This window comes from Microcoleus sp. Pol12A5, assembly GCF_036701435.1.
Taxonomy (GTDB): Bacteria; Cyanobacteriota; Cyanobacteriia; order Cyanobacteriales; family Microcoleaceae; genus Microcoleus.
The window spans coordinates 19,235-39,637 of record NZ_JAUBQU010000026.1 but is presented as its reverse complement, the minus strand read 5'-3'; the positions used below and the strand labels follow the sequence as shown (position 1 = coordinate 39,637).

13 protein-coding genes are annotated in these 20,403 nt (G+C 43.7%); 1 reads left to right on the top strand and 12 read right to left on the bottom strand.

Features of this window, described 5'->3' with window-relative positions; genetic code table 11:
* Window positions 1-118: 118 nt before the first annotated feature.
* From cheB to QUA45_RS09685, 10 genes are all read right to left on the bottom strand, one after another.
* Window positions 119-1,204, bottom strand: a complete 1,086-nt coding sequence (gene cheB, locus QUA45_RS09730; RefSeq protein WP_333094382.1) for a chemotaxis-specific protein-glutamate methyltransferase CheB — start codon at window positions 1,202-1,204, stop codon at window positions 119-121.
* A 269-nt stretch (window positions 1,205-1,473) separates the two neighbouring features.
* Complete coding sequence (locus QUA45_RS09725; RefSeq protein ID WP_333220511.1) at window positions 1,474-3,963, bottom strand: hybrid sensor histidine kinase/response regulator; 2,490 nt, start codon at window positions 3,961-3,963, stop codon at window positions 1,474-1,476.
* A gap of 105 nt (window positions 3,964-4,068) precedes the next feature.
* The gene (locus QUA45_RS09720; protein WP_333220509.1) at window positions 4,069-5,928 is read right to left on the bottom strand and encodes a methyl-accepting chemotaxis protein; all 1,860 of its coding nucleotides are present in this window, start codon (window positions 5,926-5,928) and stop codon (window positions 4,069-4,071) included.
* Window positions 5,929-6,275: 347 nt separating this feature from the next.
* On the bottom strand, window positions 6,276-7,736 hold the full coding sequence (locus tag QUA45_RS09715; protein ID WP_333220458.1) for a methyl-accepting chemotaxis protein: 1,461 nt from the start codon (window positions 7,734-7,736) through the stop codon (window positions 6,276-6,278).
* A 548-nt stretch (window positions 7,737-8,284) separates the two neighbouring features.
* Window positions 8,285-9,415 (bottom strand): chemotaxis protein CheW, encoded by a 1,131-nt coding sequence (locus QUA45_RS09710; protein ID WP_333094385.1) that lies wholly within the window; start codon window positions 9,413-9,415, stop codon window positions 8,285-8,287.
* A 3-nt stretch (window positions 9,416-9,418) separates the two neighbouring features.
* The gene (locus QUA45_RS09705) at window positions 9,419-11,095 is read right to left on the bottom strand and encodes a CheR family methyltransferase (RefSeq protein ID WP_333220456.1); all 1,677 of its coding nucleotides are present in this window, start codon (window positions 11,093-11,095) and stop codon (window positions 9,419-9,421) included.
* A 381-nt stretch (window positions 11,096-11,476) separates the two neighbouring features.
* Window positions 11,477-13,243, bottom strand: coding sequence for a R3H domain-containing nucleic acid-binding protein (locus tag QUA45_RS09700; protein ID WP_333220454.1), 1,767 nt, complete (start codon window positions 13,241-13,243; stop codon window positions 11,477-11,479).
* 136 nt (window positions 13,244-13,379) lie between these two features.
* Window positions 13,380-14,531, bottom strand: a complete 1,152-nt coding sequence (gene ldpA / locus QUA45_RS09695) for a circadian clock protein LdpA (protein ID WP_333094389.1) — start codon at window positions 14,529-14,531, stop codon at window positions 13,380-13,382.
* Window positions 14,532-14,957: 426 nt separating this feature from the next.
* Window positions 14,958-16,280: a four-carbon acid sugar kinase family protein gene (locus QUA45_RS09690; protein WP_333220452.1), complete on the bottom strand. Its 1,323-nt coding sequence runs from the start codon at window positions 16,278-16,280 to the stop codon at window positions 14,958-14,960.
* 210 nt (window positions 16,281-16,490) lie between these two features.
* Window positions 16,491-17,159 carry a hypothetical protein gene (locus QUA45_RS09685; RefSeq protein WP_333220450.1) on the bottom strand — a complete coding sequence of 223 codons (669 nt, stop codon included), beginning with the start codon at window positions 17,157-17,159 and terminating at the stop codon, window positions 16,491-16,493.
* Window positions 17,160-17,255: 96 nt separating this feature from the next.
* Here QUA45_RS09685 and QUA45_RS09680 point away from each other — a divergent pair, with 96 nt between their 5' ends.
* On the top strand, window positions 17,256-18,428 hold the full coding sequence (locus QUA45_RS09680; protein WP_333094392.1) for an IscS subfamily cysteine desulfurase: 1,173 nt from the start codon (window positions 17,256-17,258) through the stop codon (window positions 18,426-18,428).
* Window positions 18,429-18,554: 126 nt separating this feature from the next.
* Here QUA45_RS09680 and QUA45_RS09675 read toward each other — a convergent pair whose 3' ends face one another.
* Together QUA45_RS09675 and QUA45_RS09670 are read right to left on the bottom strand one after the other, a co-directional pair.
* Window positions 18,555-19,559 carry a glycosyltransferase family 2 protein gene (locus tag QUA45_RS09675; RefSeq protein WP_333094393.1) on the bottom strand — a complete coding sequence of 335 codons (1,005 nt, stop codon included), beginning with the start codon at window positions 19,557-19,559 and terminating at the stop codon, window positions 18,555-18,557.
* 52 nt (window positions 19,560-19,611) lie between these two features.
* Window positions 19,612-20,343 carry a C40 family peptidase gene (locus QUA45_RS09670; protein ID WP_333094395.1) on the bottom strand — a complete coding sequence of 244 codons (732 nt, stop codon included), beginning with the start codon at window positions 20,341-20,343 and terminating at the stop codon, window positions 19,612-19,614.
* Window positions 20,344-20,403 lie beyond the last annotated feature (60 nt).

Genomic DNA, 20,403 nt, shown 5'->3' with positions numbered 1-20,403 from the left:
AATTAATGAAGTAATTTGAGTAATTAATGAACTAAAAAGTTGCCAGGGTACTCTCTGAACCTCGACTTCTTTAACAAGTCTGGCGGCGGGGTATTCTGCACAATTTGCGAGGTAAGTCCTAAATTTTTAATTTAGCCAGGAGTAGGGGGGCGATCGCACTGACAGGTAGAATATATTGGGCGGCACCGAGGGCGATCGCCTCCTTGGGCATTCCGAAGACAATGCAGGTAGCTTCGTCTTGGGCGATTGTCAACCCCCCTTGTCTGGCAATCGCCAACATTCCGTCAGCACCATCTCTACCCATTCCTGTCAGCAAAACCCCCGCTGCTCCCCGACTATAAAAATTAGCTACTGACTTAAATGTCACGGTTACAGAAGGGCAGTGTCCCGCGACATGACCAGCTTCTGAATAAACAAATCGCCCTTGAGAGTCCAATTCTAAATGACGTTTTTCTGGCGGGAAATAAACAGTTCCTGCTTGTGGTAATTCCCCAAAAGTAGCTATCTTAACAGGCAGTTTCGATTCACAACCCAGCCAATCAACTAATCCTTGCAAAAAACCTTCACTGATGTGCTGGACACAAATTATAGGCACTGGAAAACTAGCTGGAAGTTTAGAAATAATTGTATATAGTGCTTGCGGTCCCCCTGTAGAAGCCCCTATAGCCAATACTTTAATAGTGGAAGATTTAACATTTTCATTGGAAAACTTGTAACTAGAAACTGGTGCTTCATTGATTTTTACAATTGGATTGTTATCTGGTGTTAGCATCTTTTTTTGATGCCGTGTAAATACCTTAACTCCTGAGAGTATTTTAACCTTAGCTATTAATTGATTGGCTAGAATAGCGTAATCTGATACCAGCCCGCCCATCGGTTTAGGAAAAACATCCAATGCACCAGCTTTTAACACTTGAAATACATTCTGAGTATCATTCGCTTGCACTGAAGCACTAATTACTAAAATTGGTAGCGGATATTTCTTCATTACTTCTTCCGTAAATTCTAACCCGTTCATTGGTGCCATGTTCAAATCGGTACAGATTACTTGGGGCTGAAGTTTGGGGATTAATTCTAGTCCTTCTAGTCCGTTGCAAGCGGTTCCTACAACTTGGATGTCTGGCGAGGACTCAAAAATTCGTTTTAGGACGATCGTAACTACTGGAGAATCTTCAACTAACAATAGTTTAATGGGCGATAACATCTGTTTGCTGGAAAATGGGGTATGGGAAATGGGGAATGAGAAATTAGGCACTTGTAATGCCCTACGACTTACTTCCCCTGGGCTTAGTGAGCGGGCAAGCCGCGCAGAGCGAGTGGCTAAGCTCAGTACAACTACCTCAGTAACCGCGTAGTCAAAGTATTGGGTATTAAGTAAGCATCGATGCACTGGTAATTGTGCACTGGGTATTGGGCCTTGCTAATTGGTAGTAAATAACAAATGCCTAATAACCAAGGACTAATGACTCATGACTAAACTAACCTTTTTAGTGTATCTACCAACACATCTTGATTGAAAGTACCTTTAGGAATATAAGCATTTGCCCCCGCATCAGCTCCTCTTTTTCTATCTTCATCCGAGGCTAAAGATGTAACTAAAATTATCGGCAACTCACTGTATTCTTTTTGCTCCCTAATTTTTATAGTCAGAGCCAAACCGTCTAAATTTGGCATTTGTATGTCAGAAATCACAGCATCAAAGTTGCGAGTTTTTAATTTATGGAAAGCATCCAATCCGTCTACCGCAGTCACAACTTCGTAACCCGCACCTTCCAGGATGCGCTTTTCTTGAGTGCGCGTAGCGATCGAATCTTCTGCTAATAGTATAACTTGTTTTCTGCTGGCAGTCTCAAGTTGCGATCGCGCACCAGGAACCATACGGGAAGAAACTTGCTGGCGTACAGATTTTATCAAATCGTGGGGATTGAGTACCATACAAACTTCCCCAGTCCCCAGAATTGTAGCACCCGAAACATTTCGCACCCGTTTCAGCAATTGACTTTGAGGTTTCATCACCACATCTTGTTCGTCTATCAAAGCATCTACAAATAATCCCAATCTTTCCTCCCCAACTTTCAAAACAATACAAGGCATTTTTGAAGAAGTTGAATTTAGGAAGTAGTTTTGATTTTTTCTCAGATCTTCGCTCCCGCTTTCCTGCCTCAAATACCGATTTTTTTGCCATCCTTGTCTATTGTTTAATTCTAGTAAATCTGTTAGATGAGCAACTGAAAGAGGCTGACCGTTTGAAAGTATAGTTTCCTTACCTTCTATAGCAAATATCTCAGACTGAGACACCTGTTGAGCCGTGTCTACAAACTCGACTGGTAGAGCATAAGGAATGTCTTCAACTATGACAATTAATACATTTGCTGTAGCTAAAGACGTGCTGATTTGCAGTCTAAAAGTGCATCCTCCACCCGGTAAAGATTCTACTTGAATACTACCTTTTAGGGCTTCAACATTAGTGCGAACTACATCTAAACCTACCCCGCGCCCCGATACTTCTGTAACAAATTTCTTAGTCGAAAAACCCGGAGTAAAAATCAAAGACTGTATTTGATTTTCTGTCATTTCTGCCAGTTTTTCAACTGTACAAATATTACGTTTTACAGCCGTTTGTTGAATGCTCTCTAGATTTAGTCCCCGGCCATCATCAGCAACTTCAATAATAATATTGCTAGCAATATTATAGCCTTTAATTCGGAGAGTAGCCACGGGAGGTTTACCTAGTTTTTTCCGCTCCTCAACAGTCTCAATACCGTGGTCTATCGAATTTCTAATCATGTGCATTAAAGGATCTTTCATTTCCTCTAAAATGCGTTTATCGGCTGTAGTTTCGCCTCCTTCAATCACCAACGCAACTTCTTTACCTTCCCGTTTCGCTAAGTCTCGAACAGTTCGAGGAAATAAATTAAAAATAGTAGACAAAGGCAGCAATCTCAAAGTGCGAATTCCTGATTCTAATGCCTCAGCGATTAATTCTAGTCTGGCAGTATCTTCATAAACTCTATTTTTCAAGTGGTTAACTAAAGTTCCGAGACTTTCTAAACGTTCTTCTGTACGTTGATAGTAATCCTGCAATTGGCTAAATTTACCGTTGGCTTTAATACCGTTTTCATTTATTTGCATCCGATCGACAGTCAACCTCGTTACAAAATATTCTCGGCTCCACTCTTCCCACAAAGTTGTAATTTGTTCTATCTCTGCAACTCGGTGTCCTAGCCGAGTTTTTGTGACAGTAAGTTCCCCCGCTTGAGTCATTAAATCGTCTAAATTTTGAGTAGCAACGCGAATGGTTTCAATGCGGTAAGATGAGGTTGAGGAGGCAGTAACTGTCGACTGCGAAGCCGACGCAGTGGCTGGTTCAGAAGGTGCAGGCAGGTTTTGAGTTTCCACTAGAAATTCAGGCTTGGATTGTAATTGTAAAAAAGAGGAATTTTTCTCTAAGTTAAGAACTTGAGAAGTTTCAACATTTGTTTCTAGTTCTTGGGTAGCAGGCTCAGTAAATTGCGGTTTTACCAACGGTTCTTCTGGTACTTGTGAAGATGAGGCATCTACTATTGAGGCTGCTGGCTGTGGCTCAGTAGAAGCACCCATCATGCTAGCGAGGATGTAAAAAGTATTAACGCCGGAATCTTCCCCGGTAACGGCTTCGTTAACGAGTTTCCGCATGGCTTCTAAACCTTGCGAAAGTCGATCGCTAATATCCGAATTCAGTTGAGTTTCTCCCCGCTTGAGGTCTCCCAAAATATGCTCCATTTGATGAGCTAAAGATGCTACATCTTTTACGCCTAGCATCCCAGCATCACCTTTAAGAGAATGGGTTTCTCGCAACAATTGTTCTAACTTACCTAAGTCGCTCGGATGTTGTTCTAAGTACAGCAATCCGTCGTCTAGTTTCTGTAAGTGTTCTTGACTCGCGACTTTAAATACATCTCGAAGTTCTTGATCTTCAATCATCATATATGTTTTTGAGTAATAGGTAATAGAACAAGGTTCATGGGTAATTCTTAATGATAATTATGTTGAATAATCAGTCAATTGCTAATGACTAATGACTAATTACTACACTACTTCTTTAAGATTAAATGCAGCTTCTGTGAGTTGTTGAGTACCGATTTTAACTTGAGTAATACCGCTGACTGTTTGAGACGCGGCTTCCTTCATAGAACTCATAGCCTCACCTACTTGCTGAATCGCGATCGCCTGCTGTTTAACGTTAAAGGAAATTTGCTGGTTGCTAGCAAACACCATATTGCAAGCTTCCCTCACACCCGTAAAAGCTTCTGCCGTATCTTGTGCTGTTTTCACCCCTTCTGCAACCGTTTTGCGACTATCTTCAGTTGCTTTTACCGTTGAGTCGATCGCACCCTTAATTTCTGGAATAATACCATTAATCTTTTGTGCTGCTTCTTGGCTTTCATCTGCTAACTTACGAATTTCGCTTGCTACCACCCCAAAACCTTTACCGTACTCGCCGGCTCTGACTGCTTCAACAGCGGCGTTGAGAGCCAGCATATTAGTTTGGCTGGCTAAATCGCTAACCAAACTTGCGAGAGTCGATATATTGCCAATCTGACTCGTGCTGTCGTCGAGTCGATGATTTTGCTTAGAAATTGCCACCACAGCTTCTCTAAGATTCAGCATTTGATTGAGAGTTTGATCTACCTTTTTAGTACCTTCTTCTGCTAGATTTAAAGCTTGGCGAGCGGCAACGGCAACAGACTCAGCTTGCTCGGCTGTTTCCTGAGAATATCTGCCCAATTTTTCTAAAGTTATAGTTGTTTGATTAACCGAGAAAAATTGTCTATTTGCTATTTGCTCTTGCCCGTTCATATTAGATTCTATTTGCATTGAAAATGACGATATTTCGTAAATAAGACCCCGAATTAGAGCAACTATTTTTTGCAAAAAAAACCATCCAAAGCCCAGCACCATAGCCAGAGAAATAATAGCAATAATAGCTGCGATTTTTTGAAGATAATCAATAGAAGAAAATAGAATTTTTTTGGGTGAACTATCCACAATTACTAAAAATTTGTTTTTATTTTGTTTGCTGGGAAAAACTGTATTATAACTAATCACTAGATCCCTATTATCAATATTTCCCTCACCACCTGAGAGTATTTTAGCAACAATGCCTGCTGAATAATCGTTTTTAACATTTTCCTTGGTTTTAAGTTCTAATCCCCATGCTTTTTTAGGATTGGGATGAGCCAGATAATATCCATCTTGATTTAAGATAAAAGATTGATCTGAGAATTCATGATTAAAATTTTTAACCCTATCGATCAGAGTGCTACCCAGAGCATTGCTAATCAAAACACCTTGTCTTTCTCCTTTGGGATTAAAAATTGGAGTTGCGTAGCGAATTGTTGGCTTGTAAGGAATTTCTATTTTCCCCCTTTCCTGATTCAGCTCTAAAGAAGACACATAGACTTCTCCTGATTTTAGCTTCATAGTTGCCATAAAGTAATCTCTGTCTGCTTTATTTTGTAGTTGAGACTCTGGAATAACTTGGATATTTGTGCCGTCAGAATCTACGCGCACGATCTCCTTGCCACTGTTATCTATGTAACGCAATTGCATATAATATGGCTTGGCTTCCATCATAGCTAAAAAGGTGAGTTGCATTCGATAAAGCCAATCTTTATAAGTTGAATTAGTTTGTTTGTCTACTCCATTTCCTTCTTTAGCTCTAATCATTCCCTGAACAGGGGGAGTTTTGGGGAGAAACAAAATATCTGCTCTCATATTCTCAAATTTGTTAATCATTTGATTTGCGGTAGAATTAACACTGTCACTAAGGGTTATTAATGCTAAATTTTGCAGTGCTTCTGTTGAAGAATAAATTCCATACCAACCAACAATAGATACTGGAATTAAGGTACTTAAAATTAGGAGTAGCAACAGTCGGTGCTGCATTTTTTGGAAAAATTTGTTAATCATTGGTTACTATAAATTGGTTACTGGTAATTTGTATGCTCGCATAGTCTAAGTATAGGAAATTGGAAATTTGTACGATCGCGTAGCCGAAGTATTGGGAATTGGGAATGGGTAGTAAAGAAAAAATAACAACTCCCTAATAATAACTCACAACTCACAACTAACTACAATGCTGATTTAAGATCAAATTTTTATTTGACCAGGAACAAATTATTACTCCGTTAATGTCGCTGGAATTGTAGCGAGGTCGATCGCCAAAGCGATTGGTTTAATTCTTAAGGATATATTTGGCACTTTTTGGGAACTACTCATAATTCATCGATCTCCTACAAAACTGCCTTCAAATCTAAGGCTGCTTCATTCAATTTTTGAGTTCCGACTTTAGTTTGACTGATACCGCAAGCGGTTTGGGCTGCGGCTTGATTGAGAGAGTTCATAGCTTGCACTACCTGTTCGATCGCGATCGATTGCTGTTTGGCATTCAGCGAAATTTGCTGAGAGCTCAAAACCACATTGTTAATGGCATTGGCAACTCCTGCAAATGCCGCTGCGGTTTCTGAGGCAATGTTCACGCCAGATTCCACTGTTTTAGTTCCTTCGTCTGTCACCATTACCGTTGAGTTAATCGCCTTTTGAATATCAGCAACTAATAGATTAATTTGAGCTCCTGACTTTTTACTGCGATCGGCAAGTTTGCGAATTTCTGACGCCACCACGCCAAAACCCTTGCCGTTTTCTCCCGCCCGCACCGCTTCAACAGCAGCATTGAGGGCTAACATATTAGTTTGATTGGCCAAATCGCTAACTACAGTTGAGATATTACCAATGTGATCTGTTTGTTCGCTCAACTCTATAATTTGTCCTTGGATATCCTGAACTTTAGTTTTCAGAGTTGCCATTGCTTCTAAAGTTTGTTCTACAGCTTTTGTGCCACCTCCAGCTAAATTCAAAGCTTGCATTGCTTGAACCACGGCTGTTTCTATCTGCTGTGATGTCGCCCTGGAAGATGCTCCCAATTCGTCCATTGTAGTAGTAGTTTGATTTACGGAAGCTGCTTGCTGACTTGCCATGCGTTCTTGTTCTTCTACGGTGGCTGCAATTTCAGTGGAAGAAGAGGCGATCGAGCTAATTGCCCGATCGATAGTTTGGGCAATTCCTGACGAAATCAGCCAAGCTATAACCGCACCTAACACCAATAAAAATACAGAACCAAATACCAATGCCGAGATCAAGAAAACTAAAGATTGCTTCGTTTTTTCTGTAGCTTGCTTAATCGCATTTACTTCTATTTCGCGAAATTGCTTATTTATAGCCACAAATTCCTCCACAAATTTTGTCTGTTCTCCTGTATTAAATATAGCCAATGCTTCGGCTTTCTTATTTTGTTGTAATAAAACAACTATTTGGTTGGAACCATTATAATATTCGTTGCAAAGTTGTAGCATATTCTCTAAACGAACTCTCTGCTCAGGATTTTCGATCCTCAACTCCGCACTCTTGCCCGACTGGCGGGCTAATTCTGCACCTGTTTGAAAATCACTTAAAAACTGCGGATTTTTATTAATTAAATACCCACGCATCCCCCGTACCATTTGTTCAGCACCTGCGGACATATCATTTGTGTATCTGATCACATTTTCTATCCTTTCCACTTCTTTAAAATTATTCAATACCTGATTAGTAGTTGTATAAACTAGCAGAGGAAAACCCAAGTATATAGTTGCTGGTGCTACATAGGCGAGCAGCATTCTATTTCTAATATTTAATTTTATTAACTTAGAAAACATATTTTTCTCCTTAATTTAAGTACGTGAATACACCAATTAGATTGCTTAGTCAAATCTCGCTTTAAAAGCGGATTTGGTATAACTTAATACGCTTGGGTTAAAACTATTTCTTCCTCAGAGACCCCCCTCGCATACCACCCATCGTTGCGAGGACGTTGAGTAAGTTCTTGTCCCTCCCTTGAGAAGACAGGGCTGTTTCATTCTCAAGGAAATCATCGTTTTGTAGGGGTAGCGCCCCCGTGCCTACCTCCTCCACGGACCAGGGAATCGGTGTTTCAAATATCGGGGCAACCACGGGGGTGTGCCCGTAGGTCGAATGAAACCGCCCTGCTTTCTCAAGGGGGGATCGAGCTTAACTCAACCGTATTGTGGTATAACTAACTTCTTTAGTCCTGGACGCATTTCAACATAATTCTCTCATGCTAAGTCCTGCTGGTTACCAGCCTCGATCTCTGCGTTGAATCTGGATTGCGAAGAAAATGAACTATCAAGCCAGATGCTTCAGTTGACTCATAAGATATATGCTTTGCGTAAGCCCTGTTCTTGATTCAAACCTCTTCATCAACAACTACTCCTCCTTTTGTCAGCAGTTTTTGCAAATTTAGAATAGCCATCATTTTTTCCCCATAAATAGCTGTCCCCCGTAGATATTCGCGGTTAGCAGAATGCAGTGCTGCCGGAACAGCCGCAATTTCCGACACATTTAAGTATATAATATCTAATATTTCTTCAACAACTATACCAGCGACTAAATCCGCCACTTCAACAATGATCGCCTTAGAGAGATAATTTGCAGTATCCAACATATTTAAAGACATATTTAAAACACTGCGAATATCAATTAGCGTCACAATTTCTCCCCGTAAATTTATATTCCCCACTATGCGGTCGGGAGTGCAAGGAACCGGAGTTACTTGGCTAATATCCGTAAATTCGCGCACTAGCTCCAAAGGAATACCAAAGTATTCGCTCTTCAAAACAAACACCGCCAGGGACATATTAATGGCAGCATCATTTTCCCCCCCGCCTCGCCGTCTCAAATGATTAGCGCGCGATTGAAAAATTGCTTTTTCTTCCGGGGTAGCCTGCGGGCAAAAAACGTCACGAGTGCTCAAACTTTTAGGATTTTTGCCTAACAATTTTGCATTTATTTGCCAGTGTGAATTTTCCGTCTTTGCCTCACCTGCTGCTGACTCACTACCTGCATTGCTTGGAAAAACAGGCCAGATCTCCTGGGAATTTTTGGGAGAATATCGAATTAAGCGATCGAGATTCAGCAGCATGATAATATCGGCTTCCCAGCGGGCAAATCCAGATACAAAATGATGAGTAGCTTCTGAATTGTCTCGCCCGTAAGATAGCTGCGGAGTGATGGCATCTTCTGAGAGTTCCTTAACTTCGCGAACTTGATTGACAATTATACCGACTTTGGATTCTTGCCACTCGATGACGATCGTACTATCTGTCACAGCATAATCCTGCCAAGCGTATCCAAAACGGAGATTCAGATCCATCACGGGGAGAATTTCGCCCCGAAGGTCGATCGCCCCAACAATATCTTGAGGTGCTTCTGCAATTGCTGTCAACTCCGGCAGAAAGAAAATTTCCCGAACGTAGCAAGCTTCTATACCGCAGAGAAAACCGTTCTGTTCAAAGATAAGATACGGTTTAGTTTCCATATTTTAGTGTACAGCTTCTTTACTGTATAATTGTAACAATTTTTTTTTAACATTCATCAGCACTTGACTAGCTGTCATTTTACCCTGTGAATCTATGGGAGTGTTTGGCGGTAGTGCTTTCAGGATTTCACAAGATGAATTGTACATTTTCAGAGCTCTTTTTACTTGACCTTCTTTATTGTATATATTCCCTAGTTCTATATAAGCTGAAACAAAAGATGGGCACATATAAATAGTCCTCTTTAATAGTTTTTTTGCTATTTCCAATTGCCCCTGTTCTTCAGCTATTTGAGCTTGTAAATAATCAGTATATACTGATCCAGGCTCTACTTTTCTAGCTCGATTACAGTATTCTATTGCCTGAGAATAATTGCCTGCATTTGCCTGCACTTGAGCGATTAAAAAATAAGCATCAAAATTATGCCCTTGCAAGTCTATTGCCTCTTGTGCCTTGTTAATTGCCTCAGCATAATTTTTATTTTTAAAGGATTTTTTGGCCTCTAAAATTAGCATTTGAGGCGTTTTAGTTTGAGTATTTTCTGCTATTATTTTTTCTGTAACTGACACGGCAGTGTTCGGCAAACCTTGCTCCAGATAGGGAGAGGACAGCATCTTCCCCAGCGGATTACTTATTTTTAATACGGGCGGCATCTCTATCTCGGGAAAATTGCTGTTAGTAGTAAAACGAGGTGGCATAGTTTCCCCTGTTAGCAACTCACCACTATCATCGCCCATAGTATCTGCTTTCGGCAATTCCCGAAATGCCGAGTTGGCTTCCCCTACCGTCGCAACCCTAGACTCTATTTGAGAGCCTTCCTCCATTACTGCATCCCGACGCTGATAAACCACCGACTCCGGGAAAATCTTGGGTTCAAACTCGTTCATAATTTGACCGTAAACTTCAGCATGACCGGTCATTAAATATCCTCCAGGTCTCAGGGTATTGGCAAATTTTTTCAGTACCAGTGAAATATACTTATGTTCAAAATAAACAAAAACGTTTCTACACAAAATTAAGTCTATGTTATAAAGATTTTGGTAAATATTAGGAAACTCATCTGTGATTAAATTTACACAGCTAAAGGTTACACTTTCGCGCAATTCTTGATTGATTTGCCAATCATTTTGCCTCTGATGAAAATACTGCTTTTGTATCTGCGGTTCAACCAAGCGAAATGACCAATGACTGTAAACTCCCTGGGGCGCTTTTTTGATTACTTTTTCATTAATATCTGTACCTAAAATTAATATTTTCCATTGTTCCCAATCTGGAATCAATTCTTTTAAAACAATAGCTAAAGAATAAGGTTCTTCACCGGTAGAGCAGCCCGCACTCCAGATTCGCAGTGTCGGCTGCATTCCCAATGTCTTGTGCAAGTTTCTTTTCTGCTCTATCAATTCAGGGAAAATTATTTTTTTTAACAGAGAAAACTGTCCTTTATCTCGCATGAAATAACTTTCAATTGTTGTTAATAGCAATACTAATTCTGACCATTCATTTTTACTTTCCCAATTTTTGGCAGTTAAAAGCTTATAATATTTTTCGGGTTCGGCGATTTTTTTGGCTCTCATTCGAGTCATAATTTTATGAGACAGACCAGCTCGATCTTGGGACCTAATTCGCACACCAATCTCAGTAGTAATTAAGTTGATAAATAGCTGAACTATGGAATCATTCATGTCAACTTAGGGAGATTAATTTAATAATTTGGGAAGTGCAAATTTTACTGAGCTGGTGCTGAGTTTGTGCTGAGCATAGCTGCTAGCCTGCGGCTCATCCGTTCGCAAAGCCGAAGGGAGCTGAAGGGAAGTGCGTAGCTGAACTATTGAGAATTGGGGAACTTGTAAGAGCGTGTAGTCGAAGTATTGGTAATTGGAAATTGGAGAATTGGAAATTAGAAATTTAGCCGATCGCATTAACAAGAACAATGTCACAGAACATCATATCAGAAAGTGGCCAGCTACTTAAAGGAAAAAGGCAACAGGTAAAAGACAGAAGCCAGGAAAAAATTATCCCTTCTGCCTTCTACCTTCTGCTTTCAAAGGCACTACTCTCCAACTTTAAGCTGGATATATCCGCAAGCGGCGATTGGGTTCTTCCCCAAAACTGTGGGATTTCAGGTGATAGTGTTCCACAAGTTCGTGCTGCATTTTGCGGACGTTGGGAGAACGGGGCAGGAGTTCCACCGGCTGTCCCTTGGGAATGACAATTTGCTCGACTGCTAAGCGCGTTTCTTCGAGAGCTTCGAGCTCGTCAGAAGAACCGCTGCGGGCGAATAAGGCGAGGTCTGCCACTTCCGGGGTGCCCGGGTCATCCATGTCCAACAGGCGCCGCAAAGCTCTCGCTACGTGGGGAATAGTGCCGGCCTTAATTGTGTGCAGGGGAACTTGGCGAGTTTTGGCCAAGTGCCTCAATTTCGACTGGTTCCGAACGTTCGATCGCAAAGCCAAAACCACGTCAGCGCTCTCAATATCCTTCGTCAGCAGTACCGGCAGGTTCAGCGTCGAAATCACCTGTTCGAGCTGGTGGCGAGCTATGCCGTAAGGATAAACGTGGAGGGGCAAATCTTCGCCGTTAGGGCCGACATTCTGGGAAAAACGTCCGGGCTTAGGTACCGGCTCGACGGACAGGGATTCTTCGAGCAGTTGCTCGAAATACCGAGTCTCAGCAACCGGCGCGCTTTTAGCAGCGAAGTTCTCGCTGGGAGCGGGCATCGGCACCATTTTGCCAGCACTCCGCCACCCAGAGAGCGGTGTGACGGGTCGGATTGCCGATACCGCAGCCGGGCCGCTGGAAGCTGCCATCCCCGGAAACCGGGCGGGGGGAGTGGCCGACTCCTGCTCGATAATTACTTCTCCAGTCTCGCTGACGCTTCTGATTTGCTGGCTCGGTTCGCGTCCCCGCAGCAGAGTGTCGATCGAATCTGTAACTCGCTCGTGTATTACCCAGCGCTGGCGTTCCAGCATTTCGATGGCAATTTCAAAAGTTGGCGGTGCTTTGCGCTCCAAAACCGTCTTTTGAGAACCGCGCCGTCTTGCTTCGTCATCTCCCAGCGTCACCGCTTGGATGCCCCCAATTAAATCTGCCAGAGTCGGGTTTTTCATCAAGTTTTCGATCCGGTTCCCGTGGGCGGTACCGACCAACTGCACGCCCCTTTCGGCGATCGTCCGAGCCGCCAAAGCTTCGAGTTCCGTGCCGATTTCGTCAATCACGATCACTTGCGGCATATGGTTTTCCACTGCTTCGATCATGACTTGGTGCTGGAGTTCGGGACGGGAAACTTGCATTCTGCGAGCTCTGCCGATCGCTGGGTGGGGAATATCTCCATCTCCGGCAATTTCGTTGGAGGTGTCGATGATTACCACCCGTTTTTCCAAGTCATCGGCGAGCACGCGGGCAATTTCTCGCAGGGCCGTGGTTTTGCCGACTCCGGGGCGGCCGAGCATCAAAATTGACTGACCGGTTTCCACCAAATCGCGGATAATACCGATCGTCCCGAACACAGCGCGGCCCACCCTCAAAGTCAAGCCGATAATCTCGCCGCTGCGGTTGCGTATGGCGCTAATTCGGTGCAGGGTTTGCTCGATACCGGCTCGATTGTCGCCGCCGAAGTGGCCGACTCGCTCGATGCAATAGTTGAGGTCTGCCTTGGAAACTGGCGTTTGGGAAAGAGGTTCGGCCAAGGATGGAAAACGAGCTTCAGGTCGGCGGCCCAAATCCATGACAATCTCAATGAGATTGTTGCGCTGCGGGTGCTGCTCTAAGGGCTGCCGGATCTCATCTGGCACGATGTCTAATAATCTGTTGAGGTCGTCTGTAATCTGCATTCGCCTCGATGTGTTCGGTGACGTTTTCAACTTTTTAGTCAGTTGTCAGTTAACAGTTATCAATTGCCAGTTGCCAGTTGTTTTTTACTTGTAACTAATGACTTCTGACTAATAACTAATAACTAATGACTTCTGACTAAAATTCTTTGAGCTGGGAAACTAGAGAACAAGCTAAACTCACGGCCTCCGAGAGAAGTTCTGGGACGGCTTCGAGCTGAGGTAGCCGAGATGTTTGAACTTCGGCTGCTGGCCGCGCCACTGCCACCGGAACGGCATAGGCTCGATCGATCTGCATTGTTTCTAATTGTTCTAAAATTGGCGATAGCAAAACCCTGGCATAGCTGCCGTAAGCTACACCTGCAATGTATGGGACAGGGGGAACTGACAAATTTTTCCCGCCATCCTTCATCAGTCCCTCGGCTCTCAGCTTGCTGACAGTGTGAGCATTAGTGCCGCCTGCAAGTTGCACGTATCCCGGCAACTGGGCAGCCAAAACTTTTTGACCGAGTTTGACCGCGGCTCTAGTAGTTCCTGTTCCGATATCTCCGCTCATTGGCCTACCGTCAGTTTGCCAAATTAGGGGACAAGGAAGGGGGGAAATTATTTGATACAGTGTCCGCAAATAATCAATCAAACCGTCTCCATCGGGGCAACTAATTGCTATTACCTTGAGTTGAGCGACCCAGGGAGCTATACTCGACCAAAGTCGCGCAAAATCTGCCTCTCTGCCTACTTGCGTGTGGATTTCTAGGGCGTCCGCACCGGATTGCAAGATTAAAGGTGCGATCGCGGCTGGAGCAGACACGTAAGAACGAGTATAAATTAGTTGGCTCGGACAAATCGGCAGACAGCGACCGCAGCCATAGCATTGCTGGTCTATCACCCCGGAAAAACCACTGCCAGCACTCTGAAAAACTATTGCTTCGGCTGGACATATTTTTTCGCACGGCCGCCAGCAGTCCGCCGGACAATCGGCTGGGTTGAATTCGGCTTTGCGAAAATGCGGGTCTTCCCCATCGTTTAAACTCACCATCAGCAACGGCAACCCTTTGCCGCCAAACCTGCGGTTTTGAGTTCTTGCCTGTAATTCGCTGGCCACTTGTAGGGCTTCTTTCGCTGCGGCGACGGCGGCGGGATCTGCCGCGACATCGATACAGTCAGCGCCTGCTAAGGTGTAAGCCAAGGTGAGATTCCGTACAGCAGGCAGGTGTTGAAAGCTCGCCCCACAGATCAGCTTGAACCAATGGCCATTTTTTAATGAGTTTAGGGGATGATAATGTTCTGTCACCCTTATATGCTAATCCTTTCAGCTAAAAATTACTATGTGGAAATTTCTACTTAATTTTAAAATTTACGCTGATACAAGCTGGAAACGCTACTGATAGCAGTAGCTCTAGTGCTGTTTGCCCTATATGTAGAGTTCTGAGGTAAGTATTTTTGAGAAATCTAATTTTTTTGATAGTGCCTAACGATGAGGCGATTTTCAACTTTGGCGATCGGTTTGGCTTACAGACAGACCCTCTATTGTATCATATTTGGATAGATTTGGCAAGAAAGAAGTAGGCTAGAAATTTTTTTTGCAGTGGTCGCGCAGTGGCAATTGCCATAAAGTTCGATCGAGCATTGAAACCCATCGACCAACCGCAGATGAACATTCTCCTCCCTGACTCGAAGCTAAATTCATCTGGGTTAATCTGCGATTGGTCGAGCTATACTACTTGCTCAGCCGCTTGTAAACCGTAGCCAAAGCATGGCTATCCCCCACATTTCCCGGAAACAAAACAACTGGCAAATTGGGAAACAGAGGATGATTAGCCTCGGTTTTCACCACCGAACAACCTGCGATAATTTGACCGATTTGCCTGACACTTTTGAGCGACAAACCTGTACTCAAAACATCATTAGAAGTAATGCCACCCTTGCTAATCAAAAACCCGATATCTGCGGGCAGTCCCCGCACGATATCCATCAACAAAGCAGAAACCGCCTCTCCAAATTTTAACCTGGTTTCTGCATTGTCAAATTCGAGTTCCTTACGGCTGGTATAAATTACAGGCGTTTTGCCATCGGCATGAGCAGTGCGGACTTTTTCGAGAATTTCATCCAGCATTTGAGCGCGAGACTCTAGTGAATCTTCTACCAAGTGAGATACATCTATTTCAATGCTAACTATATTGGGTTCTTTTAACAAGCGCTCCAATTGTTCCGTAGTTTTCTTAACGTGGGAACCAACTATTACTGCACCAGGTTTGCCATCCCTCACGTATTTTGCCATTTCGTCGGCTGCTACTGGCTGCGGGCCGAGGTCAGCTAAGGATGTTAAAATACTCGCTGCGCTGCGAAATAAAAACTTTTTGCCTTGACTGACTGCATTGAGAATGTGTTTGGCAAATGTGTCTAAATCGCCTTGGCTTTGGCCGTCAACAACCGCACATTGGTTGTCTGTCATGTCCATCAGTCGATCTAAACTTCCGTAGCGAATGTCTGCGAGTAAAATGCGATCGACTGCATCAGCGGGGATGCGACCTTTGGTTTTTTCTTCTACATAGTCTGGCAGGTAACTGTGACTGTACCCGAAGACTGAATCTTTGGCAAATTCAGTTTCGTGTACTGGTGTCGGGACGCTGTTAACTATTAGGTAGTGCACGCTGTGGCGGGTAATTCGGCCTCCTTCAAAAAAGGCGGGAATCAGAAAATGGGCGTCGAAGGGGCCAAGTTCTTCGGCGATCGCGTCGGTTTCGATGGGATAGTGGCCGCGCAGGGTAGAATCGGAACGGCTAACTATTAGGAAGTCTTCTATTCCTTCGCTGGCGATCGCCCTTTTTAGATTTTGGCACACTTCGCGGGTGACGGAGGCTGCTTTTTCGGGAGTTAGCGATCGAGTATTTGTCAGTATGAAGAAAATCGGGCACTTGTCCCGCAGTCCCAAACGCAGGGTGTCTTCGTCCCAACGTGTCAGCAGCAAGCAACTGTGCACGGTTTGAGAACCAGTCGGATCGTCGTCGAGAACTATAATCTTGGGTTTAACAGAAGACATACTGACCTGGTTGTTAACGTCACATTTCCAAGATATCCTTACCTGTTACGTAACAGGTAAAAATTTACAATAGTTATGATATTTTTTTCACAATTCTCATAAATTATAATTTTCTCATAACTTATAATTTGGAGAATATGTTTGAGTTATATCCGTTCAGTAACCTGCATATTGCTACGGGGTAAGAGGCGCACGCAGCCGTGTTCGCTACTAAGTTTTGCCATTTTTAAAATTAGCAGCGTTTCGATCTTGCAACTTTTTCATTTCTGCTTGAACTTCCACGGCTACGTGCAAAGCTTCGTTGAGCAATCGTCCTTGTTCGCTGGCTCGATCGCTAATTTGCAGGGCAGTCAAATTTCTTAAGTTATTGGCAAACAATTCGGAGTTAGTAGCGACAAATTTTTTGTTTTCCCTAAGAATTCTTTCAGTTTTCAAAGCTCGAACTAAATCGTCTCTGATTAGTTGCAAAGCTTGAATAACTTTTGCGCGATCGCCGATTTTGACTTCCGCATTGCCAGCATCTTCTATCTTGTCATTAATTTCAATCGCTTTGATTATAGCATTATAGCGATCGACATCATCAAAAAGATTGATTAAATGTTGGTTTTGCCGGCTGCACCGAATTTTCCAGGCATCCTCAAAGATTAAACCAACTATGGCAGCGAAGTGAAGGGCGAACCACAACAAATAAGCTCTAGGAAATATCGCAACTAGCAGCCAACAACTGATGAGAACCAAAACAATTAAACCGACTGTTTTCAAAGCTTCGCGGGCAAACTTAGTCGCTGTCGGGGGCCGGTATACGCGATGGGGCCCCGCGCCGGTGAGGTGCTTGAGCTCACCGAGAGTAATTTCTAATCCCTGAATGTCAGCTCGCATAAATCTTCACAAATATATGTTAATTATAAAGTTTTGTAGTACGAGAAGGGGGTCGTCTACAATAAACCTAACACTTTTTTCAGCAAAAACTGCACTATGTCCGCACGTCCTATATACCTCGACAACCACGCCACAACCCAGGTAGATCCACGGGTACTTGAGGCAATGCTGCCGTATTTCACCGAACAATTCGGCAACGCAGCCAGTATCAACCACGTCTACGGCTGGGAAGCAGAAGCAGCGGTAAAACAGTCACGACAAATCATAGCAGAAGCGATCAATGCCTCCCCAGAAGAAATTGTTTTTACCAGCGGCGCAAGCGAAGCAAATAACTTAGCGATTAAAGGCATTGCTGAAGCTTATTTCAGTAAAGGAAAGCACATTATCACTGTAAAAACCGAACACAATGCAATTCTTGACCCCTGTACCTATTTGCAAAAATTGGGGTTTGATATTACTGTTTTACCAGTGAAAAGCGACGGGCTGATTGATATAGGCGATTTGATTAAAGCGATTCGCGCAGAGACAATTTTAGTTTCCGTGATGACGGCTAACAACGAAATTGGCGTCATCCAGCCGATCGCAGAAATTGCTGCAATTTGTCGCGGAAATGACATTATTTTTCACACAGATGCGGCACAGGCGATCGGCAAAATTCCCCTCGACGTAGAGGAGATGAATATCGATCTAATGTCCTTGACAGCCCACAAAATCTACGGGCCAAAAGGGATCGGTGCTCTGTACGTGCGCCGCAACAAACCGAGAGTGCAACTAGCGCCGCAAATGCACGGAGGAGGCCACGAACGGGGAATGCGATCGGGAACTCTCTACCCGCCGCAAATAGTTGGATTTGCCAAAGCAGTAGAATTGGCAATTGCAGAAATGGAGTCGGAAACCGAACGAGTGGTTAATTTGCGGCAGCGTTTGTGGGAAAAATTGAGTGAATTAGGCGATGTTTTTCTCAACGGTCACGCTACGAAGAGATTGCCGGGGAATCTCAATATTAGTGTAGCCGGGGTTGACGGTCAAGCGTTGATGTTGGGTTTGCAACCGGCGGCGGCAGTTTCTTCGGGATCTGCTTGCACTTCGGCGAAAATATCTCCATCTCATGTTTTAGCAGCGATCGGGCGATCGGACAAATTAGCTTATGCTTCAATTCGGTTTGGTATTGGCCGCTTCAATACTGAAGCCGAAATAGATGCAGTCGCCGAACACGCGATCGCAACTATTACATCTCTCCGACAAGCTCAAAAAGTCAATCAATTTTAGATTTGAAATTTGAGATTTTAGATGAGAGAATTGAAGATTAGGAAGTAGTTTTGAGTTTTAAATTATTTAACTTACAACTCAAAACTTTCCCTCTTTTTATGGCGGAGTATAATTGGTATCGACCCCTTACTTAGAACCAAACACCTCGCGCACCCGATAAATCGGTTTTCCCTGCGACTCGTGATAAGTCCGCATCATCACTTCCGCCAGCAAACCAAAACAAAATAACTGCACGCCAGTCAACAGCAAAACTACAGCCAAAATCAGCAAAGGACGATTTCCAATAATTTGACCAAAACCCAATTTTAAGACTGTTAAATAAATTCCTAAAACCGTTCCCAACGTCATAGAACTCAGTCCCAAAAGTCCAAAAACGTGCATCGGTCGAGTCAGGAACTTTTTCATAAAAGAAATAGTTAACAAATCCATCAACACCCGAAAAGTCCGCCAAATTCCGTACTTACTTTGACCGAAACGGCGGGCGTGGTGTCGCACAGGCAGTTCTGCAATTCTCGCCCCTTCAATAAACGCCAATGCCGGCAAAAAGCGGTGTAATTCCCCGTACAGATTCAAGTCTGCTACCAACTCGGATTTATAAGCTTTCAAAGAACAGCCGTAGTCGTGCAGAGTTACGCCTGTAACGCGACCAATTAACCAGTTCGCAATTTTAGAAGGAATCAGGCGGCTGATAGTATTGTCCTGCCTATTTTTGCGCCAGCCACTAACTAAATCGTAGCCTTCATTTAACTTTGCCAACAACAGCGGAATATCAGCCGGGTCATTTTGCAAATCGCCGTCAAGGGTAACAATAGCACGGCCGCGAGCGCGATCGAAACCTGCCGACATGGCAGCAGTTTGCCCGTAATTGCGGCGCAAAATTACAGCACAAAGGTCATCGCGAGTGCTGGCTAACTGCTGCAGAAGTTCAGCAGAACCGTCCTTAGAACCGTCATCTACACAAATAATTTGATAGCTGAGTCCCGATGGTTGGATAGAAGAGGCGATCGCCTCAATCAAATGAGGCAAACTTTCCACCTCATTATAGACCGGCACCACCACCGAAACATCAAGAACAACCTCAGCCTCAGCTTGCTGTGCAGCCAATTTTTCCAAAAATAATGCAGCGTCCATTTTTTTATTCGATAATATCAACAGTCAACCGTCAACAGTCAACCGTCAACAACTAACTAGGTTGATAACTTGCCACAACTTTACCATATCCCCGCAATTGCTGGTAATAAGCTTGACTGACTAGATCCCCACCCTCCGACAAAACATCGATACCGATACCGTTGCGACCTTGTGCTTGTCCCGAACTGTGAATGTAGCGATTATCTCCGAGATACAATCCTACATGAGTTGCTTTTTCCGGCGTACCAAAAAATACTAAATCACCCGGTTCTAAAGCGCTAATACTAATAGGTTTAGTAAAAGCTTCCTGCTGATAAGCATCCCTAGGTAACCAGATGCCCGCAGCCACAAAAGCAGCTTGCATCAATCCCGAACAATCATAATTTGGCCCGACTGTACCGCCCCAAAGATAATAATTGGATTGGTTCATAGCCTCACAAGCAAAACTAATTGCAATTGGCAAATTTTCCCTAACTTCTGCCTCAGAAATCACCAGAGGATGATACACTGTTTCGGCCACATCGAGCAACTCAACATCTCGAATATCCAGCCATCCCGGATAATCATCTTCGCACAGCCGCACCATCACAGCCGTTGTATCCCCCTCAACAAACGAGTCTATGCCATTTCTCTCCCCCGACCTAACCTGGGGGGGGTCAACTACTCGCAAATGTCGCCCCAGCGCTGCTTGAGTTGCCAATCGATCGCACTTTGGGGAATCGTAAATATTTATGTGCGATCGGGCTCGGTACTCCACAACATCTGATAATTGATAATTGGCCATTGCTAATTGCTCATTGTTTGCTGTTAATTGTTCGCATTTATTGTTCGCATTTAACGAGAG